Below are 20,612 nucleotides of genomic sequence, written 5' to 3' on the forward strand. Positions count from 1 at the left end.
TCCCGTGAGGCCGTCCGACTGGACCGTCCGTCCGGCGAGCCCGGACGACCTCGAACAGCTGACCGCTCTCAAGCTCGTGGTGCTGCGACCCGAGTTCGAGAGGCTCGGCATCTGGAACCCGGCCCGCCACCGGGCTCGATTCGTCCGCGAGTACGTGGCCGACGAGACACGAGTCGTCGAAGGCGACCAGCGCCTCCTCGGCTGCATCGCGCTCCACCCGGACGGCGACACGACCTGGCTCCGTCACTTCTACCTGGTCGAGGAGGCGCGGGGTCACGGGATCGGGACGACCCTCCTCGCGCAGGCGATCGACTCGGTCACCACGGGGTCGGTCACCCTCGACGTGCTCACGGGAAGCCGAGCCGTGTCGCTCTACGAGCGGACGGGCTTCGTCGTCGTCGAGCAGGACGACGTCGACACCGTCATGCGCCGGGGCTAGACCCCCGGTCGCCCGGGTCAGACGCGGGCGGCGGCCGCCTCGACGATCGGCTCGACCTCGTCGGGAGCCTGGTCGTTGCGCAGCGACAGCACCACGGCGGTCGTCGCGGCCACCAGCAGCGCGGCCAGGACCATGTGACTCCCCACGAGCAGGGGCGGCAGTCCGGAGCGCGCCTGGGTGATGCCGACGGCGATCTGGACGAGTTCGACGCCCAGCAGCGCCACGGGGAACCGACGGGGGAGGCCCGCCTGGACGGACCAGGCGAGGACCGCCAGGGTGAGAGCGAGGGTCGCGTAGGCCGGCCAGCTGTGGACGTGGTCCATGACCGCCGGGTCGAGGCCGTTGCGGGGGGTCGCCGCATCGCCGGCGTGGGGGCCGGAGCCGGTCGTCAGGACGCCGACGATCACGGTCACGCCGACCACGGCGGCCGTCACGTGGACGAGTCGCGCATAACCACGCGGAGTGGCGGCGTGGTGCCCACGGGGCCCGCGGTACACGCGCCAGAGCAGGGTGGTGGTGAGGGCGACGAGGGCGATCGAGACGACGAAGTGTGCCCCGACGATGTACGGGTTCAGACCGGTGAGGACGGTGATCCCCCCGAGCACGGCCTGGAAGGGGATGCTCAGGCCCTGGACGAGGGTGAGCCAGAAGAAGTCGCGGCGGACCTTCCGCATCCGCAGCACGAAGAGGAAGGCGAGGATGACGACGAGCGTGAGCACGAAGGTCAGGAGGCGGTTGCCGAACTCGATGACCCCGTGGATGCCCATCTCGGGCGTGCTGACGAAGGAGTCGGCGGTGCAGCGTGGCCAGGTGGGGCAGCCGAGCCCTGATCCCGTGAGCCGCACGGCACCTCCCGTGCCGATCAGCAGCACCTGGCAGACGAACGACGCCCACGCGACGAAACGGACCCGGCGATCGACGGTCGTGGGGAGCCACGACCAGGCTCGGGTCAGGACTCCGGTGGCGCCCACCTGTGCGTTGCTCACGACTTGCTGCCTTTCGTCACTTTCGGCGGTCGGCCCTGTAGAATCAACGGGTTCAGGAACACGACCCGGCAGGGTGTCGACGGAGACATCCGAAGGACGTGAGATCCGCAGAAGCGGGACACGGCCTTCATCAACAGTCTAAGCAACGCCACCTGACGTCTCGATCATGTCGAACGTCGGCGGACGGAGCGGCGGCAGCCGACGTGTTCGACTCGCAGGGCGAGCAGCTGGGCCGCTCCACCACCCGGGGAATGCCGTTCGGCCGACCCGTGTTCGGTCCGGCAGAGAAAGAGGTAGTCATGTCAGACGTGTTGATCGATCGACCCGAGCTCGAGAGCCTGGGGCAGTACGAGTTCGGCTGGTCCGACTCCGACACCGCGGGCGCCTCGGCGCGCCGAGGGGTGTCACCCGAGGTCGTCACCGACATCTCGAACTTGAAGAGCGAACCCGAGTGGATGCTCAAGAACAGGCTCAAGGGCCTGACGCTGTTCGAACGCAAGCCCATGCCGACGTGGGGTGCCGACCTGTCGGGCATCGACTTCGACAACATCAAGTACTTCGTCCGGTCGACCGAGAAGCAGGCGACGACCTGGGACGAGCTGCCGGACGACATCAAGAACACCTACGAGAAGCTCGGCATCCCCGAGGCCGAGCGCAACCGCCTCGTCGCCGGCGTCGCCGCCCAGTACGAGTCCGAGGTGGTCTACCACCAGATCCGCGAGGACCTCGAGCAGCAGGGTGTCATCTTCATGGACACCGACACCGCGCTGCGCGAGCATCCCGAACTCTTCCAGGAGTACTTCGGCACGGTCATCCCGGCCGGCGACAACAAGTTCGCCGCATTGAACACCGCCGTGTGGTCGGGCGGCTCGTTCGTGTACGTGCCCAAGGGCGTCCACGTCGAGATCCCGCTCCAGGCGTACTTCCGCATCAACACCGAGAACATGGGTCAGTTCGAGCGGACGCTGATCATCGCCGACGAGGGCAGCTACGTCCACTACATCGAGGGATGCACGGCCCCGATCTACAAATCGGACTCCCTGCACTCGGCCGTGGTCGAGATCATCGTGAAGAAGAACGCCCGAGTGCGGTACACGACGATCCAGAACTGGTCGAACAACGTGTACAACCTGGTCACCAAGCGGGCGATCGCGCACGAGGGCGCCACCATGGAGTGGATCGACGGCAACATCGGCTCGAAGGTGACGATGAAGTACCCGTCCATCTACCTGGTCGGTGAGCACGCCAAGGGCGAGACCCTGTCCGTGGCCTTCGCGGGCCCCGGTCAGCACCAGGACGCCGGCGCGAAGATGATCCACATGGCGCCTTACACGACGTCGTCCATCGTGTCGAAGTCGATCGCGCGAGGCGGCGGTCGCGCGGGTTACCGTGGCGAGGTGAGAGTCGACGAGGCCGCCCACCACGCGGCCAACACGGTCCGCTGTGACGCCCTGCTCGTCGACACGATCTCTCGTTCCGACACCTACCCCGCGATCGACATCCGCGTCGACGACGTCCAGCTCGGTCACGAGGCGACGGTGTCGCGGGTCAGCGAAGAGCAGCTCTTCTACCTCATGTCACGCGGCATGGCCGAAGACGAGGCCATGGCGATGATCGTCCGTGGCTTCATCGAGCCCATCGCCCGCGAACTCCCGATGGAGTACGCGCTCGAACTCAACAAGCTCATCGAGATGAGCATGGAAGGATCAGTCGGCTAGATGTCCGCCGCAGCACCCACCACCACACCAGAGTCCACCACCACGCCGGGCGTCCAGCACGGCGCGGGTGCCCACAGTGACGGCGGCTGGGGCCTCGTGCCCGTCCAGACGCGTTCCGAGCGGTTCACCTCGGTCGACCCCACGGCGTTCCCCGACGTGACCGGTCGCGAGGTGGACTGGAAGCTCAGTCCGGTGTCGCGCCTCCGTCCGTTGATCGACGGAGACCTCGACGGCTCGCCTTACGCCTACCTTGCCCGCGAGACACCCGGCGCGACCGTCGAATGGGTCGACCGGTCCGACTCCCGTGTCGGCACGGCGGGCACTCCCGAGGACAAGGCCGCCGCCAACGCGTGGTCGAGCGTCGAGAAGGTGCTCGTCATGACCCTCGACGGCGACGAACCGTCGGCCATCACCATCGGCCGCTCGGGCCTCGACCGTGAACCACGGGCGGGTCATACGCTGATCCACGCCAAGGCCAACAGCCAGTCCATGGTCGTCCTCCGCAACACCGGATCGGCCCAGCTGGTCGAGAACGTCGAGATCGTCGTGGACGAGGGCGCGCACCTCACCGTCGTCACGCTCCAGGAGTGGGACGACGACGCCGTGCACCTCGCGAGCCACCACGCCCGGATCGGGCGCGACGCCCAGCTGAAGCACTTCGTCGTCAGCCTGGGTGGCTCGGTCGTCCGGGTCAACCCGTCGGCCCACCTGGCCGAGCAGGGCGCGGACGCCGAGCTCTACGGCGTGTACTTCGCGGACGCCGGTCAGCACCTCGAACAGCAGGTGTACGTGAACCACGACGCCCCCAAGACGCGGAGCCGGGTGAACTACAAGGGCGCCCTGCAGGGTGCCGGTGCCCGCACGGTGTGGATCGGCGACGTCCTGATCGGTCGGACGGCACCCGGCACCGACAGCTACGAGCAGAACCGCAACCTGGTGCTGAGCGAGGGCACGCGCGCCGACTCGATCCCGAACCTCGAGATCGAGACCGGCGACATCGAAGGCGCCGGTCACGCCAGCGCGACGGGTCGCTTCGACGACGAGCACCTCTTCTACCTCCAGTCGCGCGGCATCTCCGAGCACGAGGCGCGTCGCCTCGTCGTCCTCGGATTCCTCGTCGAGGTCATCCAGAAGATCGGGGACGCCGACCTGCAGGCCCGCCTCGTGGACGCCATCGAGGTCGAACTGGCCGCGGGCGAGGCGACCTCGACCGAGACGATCGCCTGATGGCGACGAAGGTCTGCGGCGTCGACGACGTCAGCCCCTCCCAGGCCCACCGCGTCGTCGTCGACGGCGTCGCGATCGCCGTCGTGAAGGACAGCGCCGGTACGATCCACGCCATCGGCGACACCTGCACCCACGGCGACATCTCGCTCTCCGAGGGCTTCGTCGAGGACGAGACCCTCGAATGCTGGGCCCACGGCTCGAAGTTCGAGCTCACCACCGGCAAGCCGCTCACGCTGCCCGCCTACGAACCCGTACCGGTCTTCTCGGTCTCCGTCATCGACGGCGAGGTGTACGTCGACACCACCTCGACCTCCACCGGCGCCGCACAGTAAAGGAACAGAACGCATGTCCACTCTCGAGATCCGTGACCTCAAGGTCAGCATCGACACCGACGCCGGCCCCAAGCCCATCCTCAAGGGCGTCGACCTCACCATCAACGAGGGCGAGATCCACGCCGTCATGGGCCCCAACGGCTCGGGCAAGTCGACGCTCGCCTACACGATCGCCGGCCACCCCCGCTACAACGTCGACGGCGGATCGATCCTGCTCGACGGTCGCGAGGTGCTCGAGATGAGCGTCGACGAGCGTGCCAAGGCGGGCCTCTTCCTCGCCATGCAGTACCCCGTCGAGATCCCCGGAGTCACGGTCTCGAACTTCCTCCGGACGGCGAAGACGGCCCTGGACGGAGAGGCCCCCGCGATCCGCGGCTGGATCAAGGACCTCCGCGAGTCGATGACCGCCCTCAAGATGGACTCGGCCTTCGCCGAGCGCAACGTCAACGAGGGTTTCTCGGGTGGCGAGAAGAAGCGCCACGAGATCATGCAACTCGAACTGCTTAAGCCGAAGTTCGCCGTCCTCGACGAGACCGACTCCGGTCTGGACGTCGACGCCCTCAAGATCGTGTCCGAGGGTGTCAACCGCGCGAAGGCCAACACCGGCCTCGGTCTGTTGCTCATCACGCACTACACGCGCATCCTCCGTTACATCAAGCCCGACTTCGTCCACGTCTTCGTCGACGGCCACGTCGCCGACGAGGGCGGCCCCGAGCTGGCCGACCGTCTCGAGAACGAGGGCTACGACCGGTACGTGACGGCCGCCGCCGCCGAGGCCGCCGCGACCTCGGCGGTCTGACCATGGCCGTCGCACTCAGCCCCGAGAAGTTCGACCAGACCATCGAGGCCCTGAAAGAGGTCGTCGACCCCGAGCTGGGCGTCAACATCGTCGACCTCGGTCTCATCTACGACCTGGCGATGGACGAAGAGCACGAGAACGCCCTCATCATCAGCATGACGCTCACGAGTGCAGGCTGCCCGTTGACGGACGTCATCGAGGGTGACACGGCCAACGCCCTCGACGGGGTCGTGGACGCGTTCCGCATCAACTGGGTGTGGATGCCGCCGTGGGGCCCCGACCGCATCACGGACGACGGACGCGACATGATGCGAGCCATCGGGTTCTCCATCTGAGAGTCGCCCGACGACGACACGACGAAGCCCCGCCCCTCCGAGAGGGGCGGGGCTTCGTCGTCGCGTCCCTCGCCGAGCACGCCGAGGGAGCGGGAGGCGGCTAGTCGCCGATGCGCTTCAGAGCACGCCAGGCGAGGGGCAGGGCCGCCGCCGCGATCAGCCACTTGGCGATCCCGCCCACGATGAACGGGTACAGACCGGCGGCGAGGACGCTCGGCAGGTCGTTCGGCAGGCCCAGCGATCCGAGCACGACGGCCAGGTAGGGGAGGCCCACGGCGAAGGGGATCAGGCTCGCGAGGAAGAACGCGGCGGCAGAACGCCACCATTTCTTGTCCCACTCGCGCTCGGAGAGCCAGCCGATGACGGCAGCCGCCACGACGAATCCGATGACGAAGCCGAAGCTCGGCTTGAGGACGCTGAGGGGACCGCCCGAGAACTCGGCGAAGATCGGCAGGCCGGCGACTCCCAGCACGAGGTAGGTGGCCAACGACAGCGCCCCTCGACGGGCCCCGAGGGAGGCGCCGACGAGCATGACGCCGAGCGTCTGTCCCGTGACGGGCACCGGCCAGAGCGGCACCTGGACCTGCGCGAGCGCCGAGACGACGGCGACTCCACCGAGGACGAGGGCCACGTCGGCGGCGGCGCCCCGGGCCACCAGACGGTCGGCGAGGACCGGCCGTGAGGTCGATGCGGCAGTGTTCGTCATGGGGACTCCTAGAATGGGTAGGTTGATCGGCCGAGCGGCTGGTCGGCAGCGCAGTGCTGCGACCCTCTCCACACGACGTCCCCATCTTATGGGCGGCCCCCTTCCGGGCCCCGTTGTGGACTCCTCACCAATCGATTGGACATCTGCTGTGCTCTCCGTGCACGATCTCGAGATCCGCGTCGGCGCGCGCCTCCTCATGGCCGACGTCTCGTTCCGGGTCGACCGGGGCGACAAGATCGGCCTCGTCGGCCGCAACGGCGCCGGCAAGACGACCATGACCAAGACGCTGGCCGGCGAGACCCTCCCGACGGGCGGCAAGATCGAACGCTCCGGCGAGATCGGCTACCTGCCGCAGGACCCCCGCAGCGGCAACCCCGAGGACCTCGCCCGGACGCGCATCCTCGACGCCCGAGGTCTCGGCCAGTTGCTGCTCGGCATCCAGGAAGCGACCCTGGCCATGGGCGACCCCGACCCCGCCGTCGCCGCCCGCGCCATGAAGCGCTACGGCGACCTCGACGACCAGTTCAACGCGCTCGGCGGGTACGCGGCCGAGGCCGAGGCGGCCTCCATCGCGAGCAACCTCAGCCTGCCCGACCGCATCCTCGACCAGCCCCTGTCGACGTTGTCGGGTGGCCAGCGCCGGCGCATCGAACTGGCCCGCATCCTCTTCTCGGCCGCCGACACGATGATCCTCGACGAGCCGACGAACCACCTCGACGCCGATTCGGTCGTCTGGCTGCGCGAGTACCTGAAGACCTACCAGGGCGGCGTCATCGTGATCAGCCACGACATCGAACTCGTCGAGGAGGTCGTCAACCGCGTCTTCTACCTGGACGCCAATCGACAGGCGATCGACGTCTACAACATGGGTTGGCGGAACTACCAGCGACAGCGCGCCGCCGACGAGGAGCGCCGCAAGAAAGAGCGCTCGAACGCCGAGAAGCAGGCCTCGGCCCTGCAGAAGCAGGCGGCCCGGTTCGGCGCCAAGGCGTCGAAGGCCGCTGCGGCCCACCAGATGGTGGCTCGGGCCGAGAAGCTCCTCTCCGGCCTGGACGAGGTCCGCGCGGTCGACCGCGTGGCGAAGCTGCGCTTCCCGACGCCGGTCGCGTGTGGCAAGACGCCGCTAATGGCCTCGAACCTCTCGAAGAGCTACGGTTCCCTCGAGATCTTCACGGCCGTGGACCTCGCCATCGACCGCGGCTCGAAGGTCGTCATCCTGGGCCTGAACGGTGCGGGCAAGACGACCCTGCTCCGCATCCTCGCCGGGGTCGACGCTCCCGACACCGGGCAGCTCGAGCCGGGCCACGGGCTGCGGGTCGGCTACTACGCCCAGGAGCACGAGACGATCGACGTCAAGCGCAGCGTCCTCGAGAACATGGTGCACTCCTCTCCGAACATCACCGAGATGGAGGCGCGACGCGTGTTGGGCTCGTTCCTCTTCACGGGCGACGACTCGGCGAAGCCGGCCGGCGTGCTGTCCGGGGGCGAGAAGACCCGCCTGGCGCTGGCCATGATCGTCGTCTCGGGGGCGAACGTCCTGCTGCTCGACGAGCCCACCAACAACCTCGACCCCGCGAGCCGACTCGAGATCCTCGACGCCCTGAGCAACTACGAGGGTGCCGTTGTCCTCGTGAGCCACGACGAGGGCGCCGTCGAGGCCCTGAACCCCGAGCGCGTGCTGATCATGCCCGAAGGCACCGAGGACCACTGGACCCCGGACTACTCCGACCTGATCAACCTGGCCTGACCCGGGCACCGGCCCAAGCCCCAGGCCCCAGGCTCCCGGCCCTGGGTGCCGTGGGGCCCCGGTCCACCCGGGCCCGGCCGGCGGTCCGGTCAGCGGTGAGCGCCGTCCAGGATCTCGTCCTCGACGTCGTTGTCGTGGCGGGGTCGGGCGTCACGACGGCGCTGGCGTTCTGCCTCGCGTTCGACGAGTTCGTCGTCGTCCGCGTTCTGGTTGCGGTACTCCTGGCGGAACACGTAGAACAGGAACCCGAAGGCACCGACCGCGAACATGAGCCACTGGACGAAGTACGACAGGTTCAGACCGGTGTCGATCTCGGGCTTCGTGGACGGCACGGGTGCCGTGGCCGGCGCGGGGCTCTCGCTGACGACCAGACCGTAGGCGCTCGAGTAGACGGGCTGCCCGACTCGCGATTCGACCTCGCTGAGTTGGATGGTCGCGATCTGGTTCGTCCCGGGGACGCCCGTGCGGTCGCCCAGTGCCGGCTCGCCCGGCTTCAGGCGTGCGACCACGGTGACGTCGCCCGAAGGAGGCGCGGGCACGACGTCGGGGGAGTCCTGGGCGTTGCCGGTGGGTACCCAACCGCGGTCCACCACGAAGACGTCGCCCTGGGTGGTGCGGAACGGGACGAGGACCTCGAAGCCGGGTTGGCCGTTGAGCGGACGGTTGCGGACCAGCAACTCGTCGTCGGTGAGGTAGCGCCCCGTCATCTCGACCGGTTGCCACTCCTGGGCCGCGTCGTAGGACGACAGTTCGGGCAGGGCCTGGTGGAGGGGGACCGGGTCGGCGTCGTAGGTTTGCTCGAGCTGGTGCACGACCGCGAGCTTCTCGTCGTGTCGGGACCACTGCCAGTGCGCGAGGAACACGCAGATGATCGCGAACGCGACGGCGACGGCGAGGTAGCCCAGCCATCTGCGTGAGAGGGCGAAGCGGATGTTCGTCACCGCGCCTCCGTTCCGACCTGTTCGACGACCTCTGACACCCCCGTCACGACAACCGGGAAGTCACGTGCCGCGAGGAACTCGCGCAGGAAGTCGACGTGCTCGTCGCATGCCGACCACACCTTGACCCGGTCGATGCCGTGGATCTTGGGGTTGCGCCAGTGGACATTATGCCGTGCCTCGGCTCGACACGAGGCGCGAGAGCACTGGACGCCGACGGGATCGAGACCGAGCATCAGACGGTGCGCCGATCGTGGTCGGGCTCGCCGGGGACGTCGTCGGACGGGTCGGCGGGGCCCGCAGGACCGGCGTCGCCGTCGACCACCGTCGGTCGGAACGGCGCCTGGGGCTCGCGGTACAGCTCGATGCCGCCGGGGCTCTCGACCGCGTCGCCGGACTCGTGACCGACGTTGGCGAACACCACGGCGATGTACGGGATGACGACGGCACCGATGACGGGCAACAACGTCCACCACCCGAGGGGGAAGACGAAGCACAGGGCGATGCAGACCAACCTGATGCCCATCGCCACCAGGTACTTGACCATGCGGGAGTGCCGGTCGTCGGTGGGGGAGGGGGGCAGGGACGTGATCGTGTTCGAGGCCTTCACGGGGCACACCTCGATGTCGGGAGGAGGGTGGACGCACCACGGACGGGTGCCGGATCGATCTCGGGGACCAGACGTCCGGGGGACCGCCTCGATCCTAAGACCCGGGTCCGACAGTAGGCTGGTCGGCGGCCTGCCGATCACAGGTTCGCCGTGAGTCCGCCGCACCGAGCGGTGGCCGTCGAGATCGCCCCCGAGGAGACCACCCATGACCACGCCCCGCACCGTCCTCGTCACCGGCGGCAACCGAGGCATCGGCTTCGCCATCGCGGAGGAGTTCGTCGCCCAGGGACACCGCGTCGCCGTCACCGCCCGGAGCGGTCAGGGCCCCGAGGGCACGCTGACCGTCGTCGCCGACGTCACCGACGCCGCCTCGATCGACGCGGCCTTCAGCACCGTCGAGGCCGAGCTCGGCCCGGTCGAGGTCGTCGTGGCCAACGCCGGCATCACGAAGGACGGTCTGCTCATGCGCATGACCGAGGACGACTTCACCTCGGTCGTCGACACCAACCTCGGCGGGGCCTTCCGCGTCGTGAAGCGGGCGTCCAAGGGCATGCTCAAGGCCCGGTTCGGGCGCATCGTCCTCGTGTCGAGCGTGGTCGGCCTCTACGGCGGACCGGGCCAGGCCAACTACGCGGCCTCGAAGGCGGGCCTCGTCGGCTTCGCCCGCTCCCTGACCCGCGAGCTCGGTGCCCGCGGCATCACCGCCAACGTGGTGGCCCCCGGCTTCGTCGAGACCGACATGACCGCCGTCCTCCCCGAGGCACAGCAGGCCGAGTACAAGAAGAGCATCCCCGCCGGCCGGTACGGCACGACGGCCGAGGTCGCGAAGACGATCACGTGGCTCGCGGGCGACGACGCCGCCTACATCTCGGGTGCCGTGATCCCCGTCGACGGCGGCCTCGGCATGGGCCACTAGGCCCACCGGGCAGGAGGCGCGGGTCCACCACCGACGGGCGCCCGCCTCGTCCGGTGGCTCAGCCCCGGAGCCCGAGCAGGGGCAGCACCTGGGACAGGTCGTTCGTCCCGACGACCACGTCGGCGCGCTCCCGGACCCGCGGCTTGGCGTTGAACGCCACCGAGAGCCCTGCCACGGCCATCATCTCGAGGTCGTTGGCCCCGTCGCCGACCGCGACGGTGTGCGCGAGGTCGACCCGCGCCTCCTCGGCCCATCCGCGAAGAGCGGCGGCCTTGGCGTGCGCGTCGATCACGGGACCGGAGACCCGTCCGGTCAGCCTGCCCCCTCGGAGCTCGAGGCGGTTGGCCCGGCGGAAGTCGAGCCCCAGGTCGTCCGCGAGCGGGTCGAGGGTCTCGTGGAACCCACCGGACACGACGCCCACCAGACCGTCGGCGGCATGGACGCCGTCGACGAGTTCACGGACGCCGCGGGTCGGCGTGAGGTGCGCTCGGACCTCGGCGAGGACCGACTCGGGCAGACCCTCGAGGGTCGCGACGCGCTCGGCGAGACTCGCGGCGAAGTCCAGCTCGCCGGCCATGGCCCGGGAGGTCACGTCCTCGACGTGTGCCCGGGTGCCGGCGGCGTCGGCGAGGAGTTCGATGACCTCGTCCTCGATGAGGGTGGAGTCGACGTCGAGGACGATGAGGAAACGCGGCACGCCGACAGCCTAGGGCCGCCGACGCACCGCGCCGCTCGTGTGACTCCGGGCGTCTACTGGTCGACCCGGACGCCCTTGCCGACCACCGTGATGCCGGAGGGCGTGACGGTGAACCCGCGGGCCCGGTCGGCCTCGGGATCGACGCCGACGGAGGCGCCGGCCGCGATGACGACGTCCTTGTCGAGGATCGCCCGGTTGACGACGGCGTTCGGGCCGACGTGGGCCCGCTCGAAGACCACCGAGTCGACGACCCGCGAGCCGCTGTCGAGGGTGCACCATGGCCCCAGGACGCTGCGCTCCACGTGCGCTCCCGAGAGCAACGAACCGAGCGACACGATCGAGTCGATCGTCGTGCCGAGGTTGCCGTGGCCGTCGCGGACGAACTTCGCGGGGGGCGAGTTGAGCTGCTGGCTGAAGATCGGCCAGTCGGTGTTGTAGAGGTTGAAGATCGGCAGGGCCGAGATCAGGTCGCGGTGCGCGTCGTAGAACGAGTCGATGGTGCCGACGTCGCGCCAGTAGTAGCGGTCGCGCTCGGTCGACCCGGGCACCTCGTTGCGGTTGAGGTCGTACACCGCCGCGTCGCCCCGGGAGACGAAGTCGGGGACGATGTCCCCGCCCATGTCGTGGTTGGAGTCGGGCTTCTCACCGTCGCGCAGCACGGCGTCGATCAGGACGTCCGCATCGAAGACGTAGTTGCCCATCGACGCGAGGATCTCGTCGGGGGAGTCCGGCAGGCCCGTGGCGTCGGTCGGCTTCTCGAGGAACCGGCCGATGCGGGTCGGGTCGTCCGAGTCGACCTCGATCACGCCGAACTGGTCGGCCAGCGAGATGGGCTGACGGATGGCGGCGACGGTGACCCCGGCGCCCGAGGCGATGTGCGCCTCGATCATCTGCGAGAAGTCCATGCGGTAGACGTGGTCGGCACCCACCACGACGACGATGTCGGGCTTCTCGTCACGCAGGAGGTTCAGGCTCTGCAGGATCGCGTCTGCGCTGCCGGCGAACCATCGCTTGCCGAGCCGCTGCTGGGCCGGGACCGAGGCGACGTAGGCACCCAGCAGGCCCTCGATGCTCCAGGTCTGCGACACGTGGCGGTCGAGGCTGTGCGACTTGTACTGGGTCAGGACGACGACCTGCCGGAGACCCGAATTGATCAGGTTCGACAGGGCGAAGTCGATGAGACGGTAGTTGCCACCGAACGGGACAGCGGGTTTCGCGCGGTCGGCGGTCAGCGGCATCAGGCGTTTGCCCTCGCCACCAGCCAGGACGATGCCGAAGATCTTCTTTGATGCCATGGGGCCAGAATGGCACGATTCGCGGTCGCACGACTACGGTGAACCACGTGCGAGTCGATGTCATCACCAAGGAATACCCGCCCAACGTCTACGGGGGAGCGGGCGTCCACGTCGTCGAACTCGTCAAGGCCCTGCGTCAGGGCGTCGAGGTGCAGGTCCGTGCCTTCGGCGAGGTCGACCCCGAACCCGACACGACCGGGTACCCCGACCTGCCCCAGCTCGACCAGGCCAACGCCACGCTGCGCACCCTCGGCGTGGACGTCAGCATGGCCCAGGACGTGGCCGGAGCCGACGTCGTCCACAGCCACACCTGGTACGCGAACGCGGCCGGCCAGTTGGCCCAGATGCTGCACGGGGTCCCGCACGTCCTGACGGCCCACAGCCTCGAACCGCTCCGACCCTGGAAGGCCGAACAGCTCGGAGGCGGTTACCGCGTCTCGAGCTGGATCGAGCGTCAGGCCTACGAGACCGCCGACCGCGTCATCGCGGTCAGCGACGGGATGCGCCGCGACATCCTGCGCTCCTACCCGTCGATCGACGAGTCGAAGGTCCAGGTCGTGTACAACGGGATCGACCTCGAGGGCTGGAAGCGCGTCGACGACGCCGAGCTGGTCCGCAGCCTGGGCATCGATCCCGACCGCCCCTCCGTCGTCTTCGTCGGTCGCATCACCCGCCAGAAGGGCCTGCCGTACCTGCTGCGCGCGGCCAAGCTGCTGCCGGCCGACGTGCAGCTCGTGCTCTGCGCCGGCGCGCCGGACACCCCCGAGATCATGGCCGAGGTCACGGGTCTCGTCCGAGAGTTGCAAGAGGAGCGCACCGGTGTCGTGTGGATCGACACCGTGCTGCCCCGTCACCAGCTCAGTGCGGTGCTGAGCGCCGCCACCACCTTCGTCTGCCCCTCGGTGTACGAACCCCTCGGCATCGTCAACCTCGAGGCGATGGCCTGTGGCGTCCCCGTCGTCGGGTCCGACACTGGCGGCATCCCCGAGGTCGTCGCGGACGGTCTGACGGGCCGGATCGTGCCCCTCGACCAGGTGCAGGACGGCACCGGCACCCCGGTCGACCCCGACCGCTTCGTGGCCGACCTGGCGGCCACCCTCACCGAGGTCGTCTCCGACCCGGCACTCGCCCGCCTCATGGGACGAGCCGGCCGCATGAGGGCCGAAGAAGAGTTCTCGTGGGCGCGGATCGCCGAGCAGACGCTGGGGATCTACGAGGGCCTGCTCAACTAGGCTGAGGACCATGCCTACCGTCCTGCAGCTCACCGATGTCTCGATCGTCCGAGGCGGCACAGCCGTCGTCGACAAACTGACCTGGACGGTCGACTCCGACGAGCGCTGGGTCGTGCTCGGCCCGAACGGTGCCGGCAAGACGAGCCTGCTGCAGGTCGCCGCCGCGCAGAGCCACCCGTCCTCGGGCGAGGCCAGCATCCTCGGCTCCGACCTCGGCTCCGTCGACCTGTTCGACCTGCGGCCACGCATCGGCTTCGCCTCGACGGCCATCGCCCGGCGCATCCCGGCGAAGGAGAAGGTCGTCGACGTCGTCCTGACGGCCGCCTACTCGGTCACCGGGCGCTGGAACGAAGAGTACGAGGGCGTCGACGTCCGTCGGGCGCACCGCGTTCTCGACGAGTGGAAGCTCGACCACCTCTCGGACCGTACCTTCGGCGAGCTGAGCGACGGCGAGCAGAAGCGCGTCCAGATCGCCCGCTCGGTCATGACCGACCCCGAGTTGCTGCTGCTCGACGAGCCGGCCGCGAGCCTCGACCTCGGCGCCCGCGAAGAGCTGCTTCAGATGCTCTCGGGCTACGCCTCGTCCGAGGGCGCTCCGGCCATCGTCATGGTGACCCACCACGTCGAGGAGATCCCCAAGGGATTCACGCACGCCCTGCTGCTCGACCACGGCTCCGTCGTGGCCGCCGGCCCCCTCGACGAGGTCATCACGGCCGAGACCCTCGGCGCCACGTTCGGCGTCGAACTGCGGGTCGAGTCCGACGGGGGCCGGTACTCGGCCCGCGCCGCGGGCTGAACCGCGCCTCCTACGATCCGGGCCGTCGGTCTGGTATCGTTGACAGCTGGCCCGCAGCGATGCTGCACGCGCCTCCTGAACTCACCATCATCACTCGTTCGCTAGACCTAGGACAATCATGAAGACCGACATCCACCCCGAGTACAAGCAGATCGTCTTCCGGGACCTCGCGTCGGGCGCCACGTTCCTCACGCGCTCCACGACGACCAGCGACAAGACCATCGAGCTCGACGGTGAGACCTACCCGGTCATCGACGTCGAGATCTCGTCCGAGTCGCACCCGTTCTACACGGGCAAGCAGCGCATCCTCGACTCGGCCGGTCGCGTCGAGAAGTTCAACTCGCGCTACAAGAACTTCGGCAAGTAGGCCACAGCCCACACGCCCGAAAGAGGCGGTCCACTTCGGTGGGCCGCCTCTTTCGTGCGCCCGGGTGAGGGTGCCCGACCGAGAGGGTGGACGCCGACAGGACACCGCACCGCAGGAGGCCCGAGCGAGCCCAGGAGGCGGAGGCGCGGGTGAGCCCAGGAGGCGCGGTGCCGCGTTCGTGCTCAGGCGAACGGCAGGGGGCGGTGCGGCCAGTCACCGTGGGCGGTGAAGGTGGGGTCTTTCGCACGGCGCATGTACTGCTGGAAACTCTCGGCCTGGGTCGAGCACCACCCGACCTGGAGGTCGTGCAACTCGGTCACGGGCACGTCGAGGCGATCGGGATACCGCTTGGCCATCGCCTGGGCGACACGGCCGGCGGCGATGGCGTCGGCCCCGGCGTCGTGGGCGTCGTCGAGCGAGACGCCGTAGACGGCCGCGGCGGCCTCGAGGGTGCGTTTGCCCTTGCGGTAGGTGTCGACGGCCTTGTCGATGACGAGCGGATCGACGACGCAGCCGATCTCGCCCACCTCGCCGAGAGGTTCGACACCGTGGCGGCGGGCCTCACGATCGAGCAGCGTGAGGTCGTAGGGCGCGTTGTAGACGACCAACGGCACGCCGCGGGCGAAGACGGCACGGATGGCCGCGACGATCTCGGCCACGACCTCGGCGGCCGGTCGCCCCTCGGCTCGGGCCCGCTCGGTCGAGATGCCGTGGACGGCGCTGGCCTGCTCGGGGATCTCGACGCCCGGATCGGCCAACCACTCGCCGTGTGCGACCGTCGCACCGGTGGCGTCGATCAGGCCGACGTGCGCGGTGACGATCCGGGCCGTCTCGACGTCGATGCCCGTCGTCTCGAGGTCGAAGACGCCGAGGGCCTGCCACCAGGCGGCCGGCGGCTCGCCCACGGCCGCGAGGTCGGGGGCGGTGCCGGTCGTGTCGGTGTCAGTCACCCTGTGAGCTTAGGAGGCGCCACCGACAGCGGGTGCCACCGCCACGGGCACGTCGCCGACGTGCAGCCAGAAGAACGCCTGCGTGCCGAGGGTCAGGGTGACCTTGCCCTCGTCGTCGAACGAGGGGAACTGCGCTCCGCCGAAGAGGTCGACCAACGTGCGCCCGGCGAACTGCGGGGCCACGATGTCGACCGAGGTCGGGTTGTGACCGAACGAGAAGACGCAGAGGATGTCCTCGGCCGAGTCGCCGAACTGCGTGCCGGCCCCCTCGTAGGACCGGACGAACGACAGGACGGACTCCTGGTTCGTCTCGAGCACCTCGAGGGTGCCGAGGCCGAAGGTCGGGTGGGCCTTGCGCACGTGGATGACGTTGCGGACCCAGTGCAGCAGCGACCGCGACTGCGCCAGCTGGCTCTCGACGTTGACCAGGTTGTAGTTGTAGACGAGCGACTGGACGACGGGCAGGAAGAGCTTGCCCGGGTCGGCGGTCGAGAAGCCGGCGTTGCGGTCGGGCGTCCACTGCATCGGCGTGCGGGACGAGTCGCGGTCCGGCAGCCAGATGTTGTCGCCCATGCCGATCTCGTCGCCGTAGTACAGGAACGGACTGCCGGGCAGCGAGAAGAGCAGCGCGTGGACGAGTTCGAGTTCGGCGCGCGAGTTGTCGAGCAGAGGAGCGAGGCGACGACGGATGCCGATGTTCGAGCGCATGCGGGGGTCGTACGCGTACCAGCCGTACATCGCCTGCCGGTACTCCTCGCTGACCATCTCGAGGGTGAGCTCGTCGTGGTTGCGGAGGAAGACGGCCCAGGCCGCGCCCGGGGGCACCTCGGTCGTCTCGGAGAGGATGCGCTTGAGCTCGTCGGCGCTCTGGGCGCGCAGCGAGTAGAAGATGCGGGGCATGACCGGGAAGTCGAAGGCCATGTGGCACTCCGGCTCGTCCTCGGTGCCGAAGAACGCCGCCGTCTCGGCGGGCCACTGGTTCGCCTCGGCGATGAGCACGCGACCCGGGAACTCCTCGTCGACCATGGCGCGCAGACGCTTGATGAACTCGTGCGTGGCCGGTTCGCCCTCGCCGTTGCCCTCTTCGGTCTCGAACAGGTACGGGATCGCGTCGAGGCGGAGCCCGTCGACGCCCATCGCCAGCCAGTGACGGACGACGTCGAAGACCGCTTCCTGGACGGCGGGGTTCTCGAAGTTGAGGTCGGGCTGGTGCGAGAAGAAGCGGTGGAAGAAGAACTGACGACGCACCGGGTCGAACGTCCAGTTCGACTCTTCGGTGTCGACGAAGATGACGCGGATGTTCGAGTACTCGTCGTCGGTGTCGCGCCAGACGTAGAAGTCGCCGTAGGGGCCCTCGGGGTCTTCGCGGCTCTGCTGGAACCACTCGTGCTGGTCGCTGGTGTGGTTCAGCACCATGTCGATGACGATGCGCATGTTGCGCTCGTGCGACTTCGTGACCAGGTCGCGGAACTCGTCGAGTGTGCCGAACTCGGGCAGGATCGCCTTGTAGTCCTGGATGTCGTACCCGCCGTCGCGCAGGGGCGACTGGAAGAACGGCGGCAGCCAGAGGGCGTCGACGCCGAGCCACTGCAGGTAGTCGAGGCGGGTGAGCAGACCCTGGAGGTCGCCCGCCCCGTCCCCGTTGCTGTCGACGAACGACCGCACCATCACCTCGTAGAACACCGCACGGCGGTGCCAGTTGGGGTCGAGGGTCAGTCCGGGCTGCTGGATCGGGGCAGTGAAGCTCACCCGCCCACCCTACGGGCGCGCGCCCCGGGACGCGCACTCCGACCAGCGCGTCGCTCGTAGACTCGGGCTCGTGATCGTCCGACCCCCGCGCGTGAAGTCGCCCTACCGTGCCCGCCTCGACGCCCGACCGGTGCGCGACGACGCCGTCGAGGTCGCCGGCAGCCTCACCCGCTACTGGACGTACGAGCCGCCCGAGGGGCAGGAGGCGCGGGTCACCGTCGTCGCGGTGCACGGCTTCCGGGGCGACCACCACGGTCTCGAACCGGTCGTGGCGCACCTCGACCACGCGAGGGTGGTCATGCCCGACCTGCCGGGCTTCGGCGAGTCGACCCCGCTCGACGGCGAGCACAGCGTCGCGGCGTACGCGCGCTGGCTGACCGCGTTCGTGGCGACCCTCTCGCTCGGTGACGACGTCGTGGTGCTGGGGCACTCGTTCGGCTCGATCGTCACGGCGGCCGCGGTGGCCGACGGGCTCCGCGCCTCCCGGTTGATCCTGGTCAACCCGATCGCCGCCCCCGCCCTGCAGGGCCCGCGCGGCGTGGTCACGCGTCTGGCCGTCTTCTACTACTGGGCCGGCGCGGCCCTGCCCGAACGTGCCGGTCGGCAGGTGCTGCAGAACGCGGCCGTGACGAGGTTCACCAGCCTCGCCATGGTCAAGACCCACGACCGGGCCCTGCGCCGGTGGATCCACGACCAGCACGACAGCTTCTTCTCGCGGTTCTCGGACCGTCGCGTGGTGCTCGACGCGTTCCGCGCATCGGTCTCGAGCGACGTGAGCACGTACGCCGCCCGCGTCACCGTCCCCACCCTGCTCGTCGCCGCCGACCGCGACGACATCACCGCCCTGCCCGCCCAGCACCGACTGCAGGCGCTCTTCCCCGACGCCACGCTCGACGTGATCGAGGGCGTGGGCCACCTGATCCACTACGAGAAGCCGCGCCAGGCCGCCGCCGCGATCGAGGCCTTCGTCCGATGAGGATCGTCGTCGACTGCCGCTACGTCCGCGTCGGACGCCACGACGGCATCAGCCGCTTCAGCGCCGGCGTGGTGTCGGCGCTGGCCGAGCGCCACGAGGTGACGATGTTGGTCAGCGACCCCCGCCAGCTCCACGCGTTGCCCGACGCACCCCACCTGCTCGTCAGCGCGCCCACGAGCGTCCTCGAGCCGCTCGTGGCCCGGCAGGTGAACACGCTGCGCCCCGACGTCGTCTGGTCGCCCATGCAGACCATGGGTTCCGCCGGACGCCGGTACCCGCTCGTCCTGACCCTGCACGACCTGATCTACTACACGAACCGCACGCCGCCACCCGAGTTCGCCTGGCCGATCAAGCTGCTCTGGCGGCTGTACCACCTGGCCTGGTGGCCGCAGCGGGTGCTCCTGAACCGGGCCGACGCCGTCGTCACCGTGAGCCGCACGACGCGGGACGAGATGCGTCGCCACCGTCTGACCCGGCGTCCCGTGACGGTGGTGTACAACGCGGCCGACCCGGTCGACCCCGTCGATCCCCGCACCGCGCCGGTGAGCCGCGACCTCGTCTACATGGGGTCGTTCATGCCGTACAAGAACGTGGCCGCGCTGGCCAGGGCACTGCCGTTGCTCGACGGGTACCGACTGCACCTGATGAGCCGGGTGTCCGGGGCCGAGCGCGCCTCCTTGACGGCCCTGGCACCCGTCGGGTCGTTGGTCTTCCACGACGGGGCGAGCGACGACGAGTACCGCGAGACCCTGCTCGGGGCGACGGCCGTCGTGACGGCCTCGCGTGCCGAGGGCTTCGGCATCCCGCTCGTCGAGGGCATGGCCCTCGGCACGCCGGCCGTGGTCAGCGACATCCCGATCTTCCGCGAGATCGGCGGAGACGCGGCGCTCTACTTCGACCCGTCGTCGCCCGCGTCGATCGCCGCCGCCGTCCGACGACTCGAGGGCGAGTGGGAGGCGCGCTCGGCCGCGTCGGTCGAGCAGGCCGCCCGGTTCAGCTGGCGTGACTCGGCCGACGTGCTGCTGCGCCTGCTGGCCGACGTCGCCGCAGCGGGCGGCCACCGGCGTCGTCGCCCGGGACGCTGACCCACCGGCGCCCGGGACGCTGACCCGTCGGCGGCCGGGGCCGGCGGCTCAGGCCGGTTCGGCCGCATCGCGCTCGAGCGGGTTCTGGTACTCGAACGAGTAGGTGCCGGCACGTTCGGACTCGACCTCGATCGGGTCGTCGAACTCCCGCAGCGTCAGGGCGTCGCCCGTGAACTCGAACGAGTGGACGGACCCGTTGCGGATGGGCACTCCCAGGTGCGCGTCGGTGTCGGGGGAGACGTGGTTCACGACCGCCCGGATGACCGCGCCGTGCGTCGCGACGACCACGGACGAGCCGTCGCCGTGCCGTGCCGCGATCGCGGCGAGGGCGGGCAGCACCCGTGCGACGAGGGCCCCGCGGCTCTCACGACCGGGCACCGGGGTGCCGTGGGGGAACCGTGCCTCGACCTGCTCGCCGGTCAGCCCCTCGGCGTCGCCGTAGCGACGCTCGGCGACCTCGGGGACGAGCTCGGGCGCGCCCAGGCCCAGGCGCTCGGCGATGATGGACCCGGTCTCGGCCGCGCGCGACAGAGGGCTGGCGACGACGGCGTCGAACCGACGCCGGGCGAGCAGGTCGCCGGTCTCTCGGGCCTGCGACCGACCGAGGTCGTTCAGGGGGATGTCGGTGGAGCCCTGGATGCGTCGGGCGCGGTTCCAGTCGGTCTCGCCGTGGCGGACCAGGTACAAGAGCGTCATCGTTCCTCCGGTGGGC

At 69.5% G+C, this 20,612-nt stretch carries 23 protein-coding genes; 13 read left to right on the plus strand and 10 right to left on the minus strand.

From position 1 onward, the window contains the following. Nucleotides 1–4 precede the first annotated feature (4 nt). A complete protein-coding gene (locus tag ARTHRO9V_RS08370; protein WP_159826596.1) occupies nt 5–439 on the plus strand; it encodes a GNAT family N-acetyltransferase in 435 nt (144 codons plus the stop codon). A 17-nt stretch (nt 440–456) separates the two neighbouring features. On the opposite strand, the gene ARTHRO9V_RS08375 is transcribed toward ARTHRO9V_RS08370, so the two are convergent. After that, nucleotides 457–1,425, minus strand: coding sequence for a heme A synthase (locus tag ARTHRO9V_RS08375; RefSeq protein WP_236556969.1), 969 nt, complete (start codon nt 1,423–1,425; stop codon nt 457–459). A gap of 299 nt (nt 1,426–1,724) precedes the next feature. Here ARTHRO9V_RS08375 and sufB point away from each other — a divergent pair, with 299 nt between their 5' ends. The 5 genes from sufB to ARTHRO9V_RS08400 are packed head-to-tail and all read left to right on the plus strand — an operon-like array spanning nt 1,725 to nt 5,836. Beyond that, complete coding sequence (gene sufB / locus ARTHRO9V_RS08380) at nt 1,725–3,143, plus strand: Fe-S cluster assembly protein SufB (RefSeq protein ID WP_056047429.1); 1,419 nt, start codon at nt 1,725–1,727, stop codon at nt 3,141–3,143. Further along, nucleotides 3,144–4,370: a Fe-S cluster assembly protein SufD gene (sufD, locus tag ARTHRO9V_RS08385; RefSeq protein ID WP_159826598.1), complete on the plus strand. Its 1,227-nt coding sequence runs from the start codon at nt 3,144–3,146 to the stop codon at nt 4,368–4,370. Beyond that, nucleotides 4,370–4,702 carry a non-heme iron oxygenase ferredoxin subunit gene (locus ARTHRO9V_RS08390; RefSeq protein ID WP_159826600.1) on the plus strand — a complete coding sequence of 111 codons (333 nt, stop codon included), beginning with the start codon at nt 4,370–4,372 and terminating at the stop codon, nt 4,700–4,702. Before sufD ends, ARTHRO9V_RS08390 begins: the two co-directional genes overlap by 1 nt. A 13-nt stretch (nt 4,703–4,715) precedes the next feature. After that, complete coding sequence (gene sufC / locus ARTHRO9V_RS08395; protein ID WP_056045210.1) at nt 4,716–5,501, plus strand: Fe-S cluster assembly ATPase SufC; 786 nt, start codon at nt 4,716–4,718, stop codon at nt 5,499–5,501. Nucleotides 5,502–5,503: 2 nt separating this feature from the next. After that, a complete protein-coding gene (locus ARTHRO9V_RS08400) occupies nt 5,504–5,836 on the plus strand; it encodes a metal-sulfur cluster assembly factor (RefSeq protein ID WP_043594998.1) in 333 nt (110 codons plus the stop codon). Nucleotides 5,837–5,936: 100 nt separating this feature from the next. Here the strand turns inward: ARTHRO9V_RS08400 and ARTHRO9V_RS08405 are convergent, their stop codons facing one another. Further along, the gene (locus ARTHRO9V_RS08405; protein WP_056045207.1) at nt 5,937–6,542 is read right to left on the minus strand and encodes a biotin transporter BioY; all 606 of its coding nucleotides are present in this window, start codon (nt 6,540–6,542) and stop codon (nt 5,937–5,939) included. 148 nt (nt 6,543–6,690) lie between these two features. On the opposite strand from ARTHRO9V_RS08405, the gene ARTHRO9V_RS08410 reads away from it, so the two are divergent. After that, nucleotides 6,691–8,289 carry an ABC-F family ATP-binding cassette domain-containing protein gene (locus ARTHRO9V_RS08410; protein WP_159826602.1) on the plus strand — a complete coding sequence of 533 codons (1,599 nt, stop codon included), beginning with the start codon at nt 6,691–6,693 and terminating at the stop codon, nt 8,287–8,289. Between the two features lie 89 nt (nt 8,290–8,378). Here ARTHRO9V_RS08410 and ARTHRO9V_RS08415 read toward each other — a convergent pair whose 3' ends face one another. From ARTHRO9V_RS08415 to ARTHRO9V_RS15800, 3 genes are read right to left on the minus strand one after another with little or no spacing between them, the layout of a single operon-like run. Continuing rightward, the gene (locus ARTHRO9V_RS08415) at nt 8,379–9,230 is read right to left on the minus strand and encodes an SURF1 family protein (RefSeq protein ID WP_159826604.1); all 852 of its coding nucleotides are present in this window, start codon (nt 9,228–9,230) and stop codon (nt 8,379–8,381) included. Then, nucleotides 9,227–9,463, minus strand: a complete 237-nt coding sequence (locus ARTHRO9V_RS08420) for a hypothetical protein (protein ID WP_056045199.1) — start codon at nt 9,461–9,463, stop codon at nt 9,227–9,229. Before ARTHRO9V_RS08420 ends, ARTHRO9V_RS08415 begins: the two co-directional genes overlap by 4 nt. Next, on the minus strand, nt 9,463–9,837 hold the full coding sequence (locus tag ARTHRO9V_RS15800) for a DUF3099 domain-containing protein (protein WP_236556971.1): 375 nt from the start codon (nt 9,835–9,837) through the stop codon (nt 9,463–9,465). Before ARTHRO9V_RS15800 ends, ARTHRO9V_RS08420 begins: the two co-directional genes overlap by 1 nt. Before the next feature lie 205 nt (nt 9,838–10,042). On the opposite strand from ARTHRO9V_RS15800, the gene fabG reads away from it, so the two are divergent. Further along, nucleotides 10,043–10,753: a 3-oxoacyl-ACP reductase FabG gene (fabG, locus tag ARTHRO9V_RS08430; RefSeq protein ID WP_056045191.1), complete on the plus strand. Its 711-nt coding sequence runs from the start codon at nt 10,043–10,045 to the stop codon at nt 10,751–10,753. Between the two features lie 58 nt (nt 10,754–10,811). Here the strand turns inward: fabG and serB are convergent, their stop codons facing one another. Together serB and ARTHRO9V_RS08440 are read right to left on the minus strand one after the other, a co-directional pair. Further along, on the minus strand, nt 10,812–11,450 hold the full coding sequence (gene serB / locus ARTHRO9V_RS08435; protein WP_056045188.1) for a phosphoserine phosphatase SerB: 639 nt from the start codon (nt 11,448–11,450) through the stop codon (nt 10,812–10,814). A 53-nt stretch (nt 11,451–11,503) separates the two neighbouring features. Then, on the minus strand, nt 11,504–12,745 hold the full coding sequence (locus tag ARTHRO9V_RS08440; RefSeq protein ID WP_159826608.1) for a glucose-1-phosphate adenylyltransferase: 1,242 nt from the start codon (nt 12,743–12,745) through the stop codon (nt 11,504–11,506). A 47-nt stretch (nt 12,746–12,792) separates the two neighbouring features. Here ARTHRO9V_RS08440 and glgA point away from each other — a divergent pair, with 47 nt between their 5' ends. The 3 genes from glgA to ARTHRO9V_RS08455 all read left to right on the plus strand — a co-directional run bounded on the left by glgA (nt 12,793) and on the right by ARTHRO9V_RS08455 (nt 15,140). Then, nucleotides 12,793–13,977: a glycogen synthase gene (glgA, locus tag ARTHRO9V_RS08445; RefSeq protein ID WP_159826610.1), complete on the plus strand. Its 1,185-nt coding sequence runs from the start codon at nt 12,793–12,795 to the stop codon at nt 13,975–13,977. 10 nt (nt 13,978–13,987) lie between these two features. Continuing rightward, nucleotides 13,988–14,773 (plus strand): ABC transporter ATP-binding protein, encoded by a 786-nt coding sequence (locus tag ARTHRO9V_RS08450; RefSeq protein ID WP_056045184.1) that lies wholly within the window; start codon nt 13,988–13,990, stop codon nt 14,771–14,773. Nucleotides 14,774–14,891: 118 nt separating this feature from the next. Further along, nucleotides 14,892–15,140 (plus strand): type B 50S ribosomal protein L31, encoded by a 249-nt coding sequence (locus ARTHRO9V_RS08455; RefSeq protein WP_043594989.1) that lies wholly within the window; start codon nt 14,892–14,894, stop codon nt 15,138–15,140. 182 nt (nt 15,141–15,322) lie between these two features. Here ARTHRO9V_RS08455 and ARTHRO9V_RS08460 read toward each other — a convergent pair whose 3' ends face one another. After that, the gene (locus tag ARTHRO9V_RS08460; protein WP_052505248.1) at nt 15,323–16,045 is read right to left on the minus strand and encodes a 3'-5' exonuclease; all 723 of its coding nucleotides are present in this window, start codon (nt 16,043–16,045) and stop codon (nt 15,323–15,325) included. A 54-nt stretch (nt 16,046–16,099) separates the two neighbouring features. Further along, nucleotides 16,100–17,839 carry a maltose alpha-D-glucosyltransferase gene (treS, locus tag ARTHRO9V_RS08465; protein WP_159826612.1) on the minus strand — a complete coding sequence of 580 codons (1,740 nt, stop codon included), beginning with the start codon at nt 17,837–17,839 and terminating at the stop codon, nt 16,100–16,102. Between the two features lie 70 nt (nt 17,840–17,909). Between treS and ARTHRO9V_RS08470 the strand changes: the two genes are divergently transcribed. Together ARTHRO9V_RS08470 and ARTHRO9V_RS08475 are read left to right on the plus strand one after the other, a co-directional pair. Then, entirely contained in the window at nt 17,910–18,815 is a 906-nt protein-coding gene (locus tag ARTHRO9V_RS08470; RefSeq protein WP_236556972.1) for an alpha/beta fold hydrolase, read from the plus strand. After that, nucleotides 18,812–19,900 (plus strand): glycosyltransferase family 1 protein, encoded by a 1,089-nt coding sequence (locus tag ARTHRO9V_RS08475; RefSeq protein WP_159826614.1) that lies wholly within the window; start codon nt 18,812–18,814, stop codon nt 19,898–19,900. Before ARTHRO9V_RS08470 ends, ARTHRO9V_RS08475 begins: the two co-directional genes overlap by 4 nt. 48 nt (nt 19,901–19,948) lie before the next feature. Here the strand turns inward: ARTHRO9V_RS08475 and ARTHRO9V_RS08480 are convergent, their stop codons facing one another. Next, nucleotides 19,949–20,596 (minus strand): histidine phosphatase family protein, encoded by a 648-nt coding sequence (locus tag ARTHRO9V_RS08480; RefSeq protein WP_159826616.1) that lies wholly within the window; start codon nt 20,594–20,596, stop codon nt 19,949–19,951. Between the last annotated feature and the right edge of the window lie 16 nt (nt 20,597–20,612).

It is taken from the genome of Frigoribacterium sp. 9N (assembly GCF_902506305.1).
GTDB lineage: Bacteria > Actinomycetota > Actinomycetes > Actinomycetales > Microbacteriaceae > Frigoribacterium.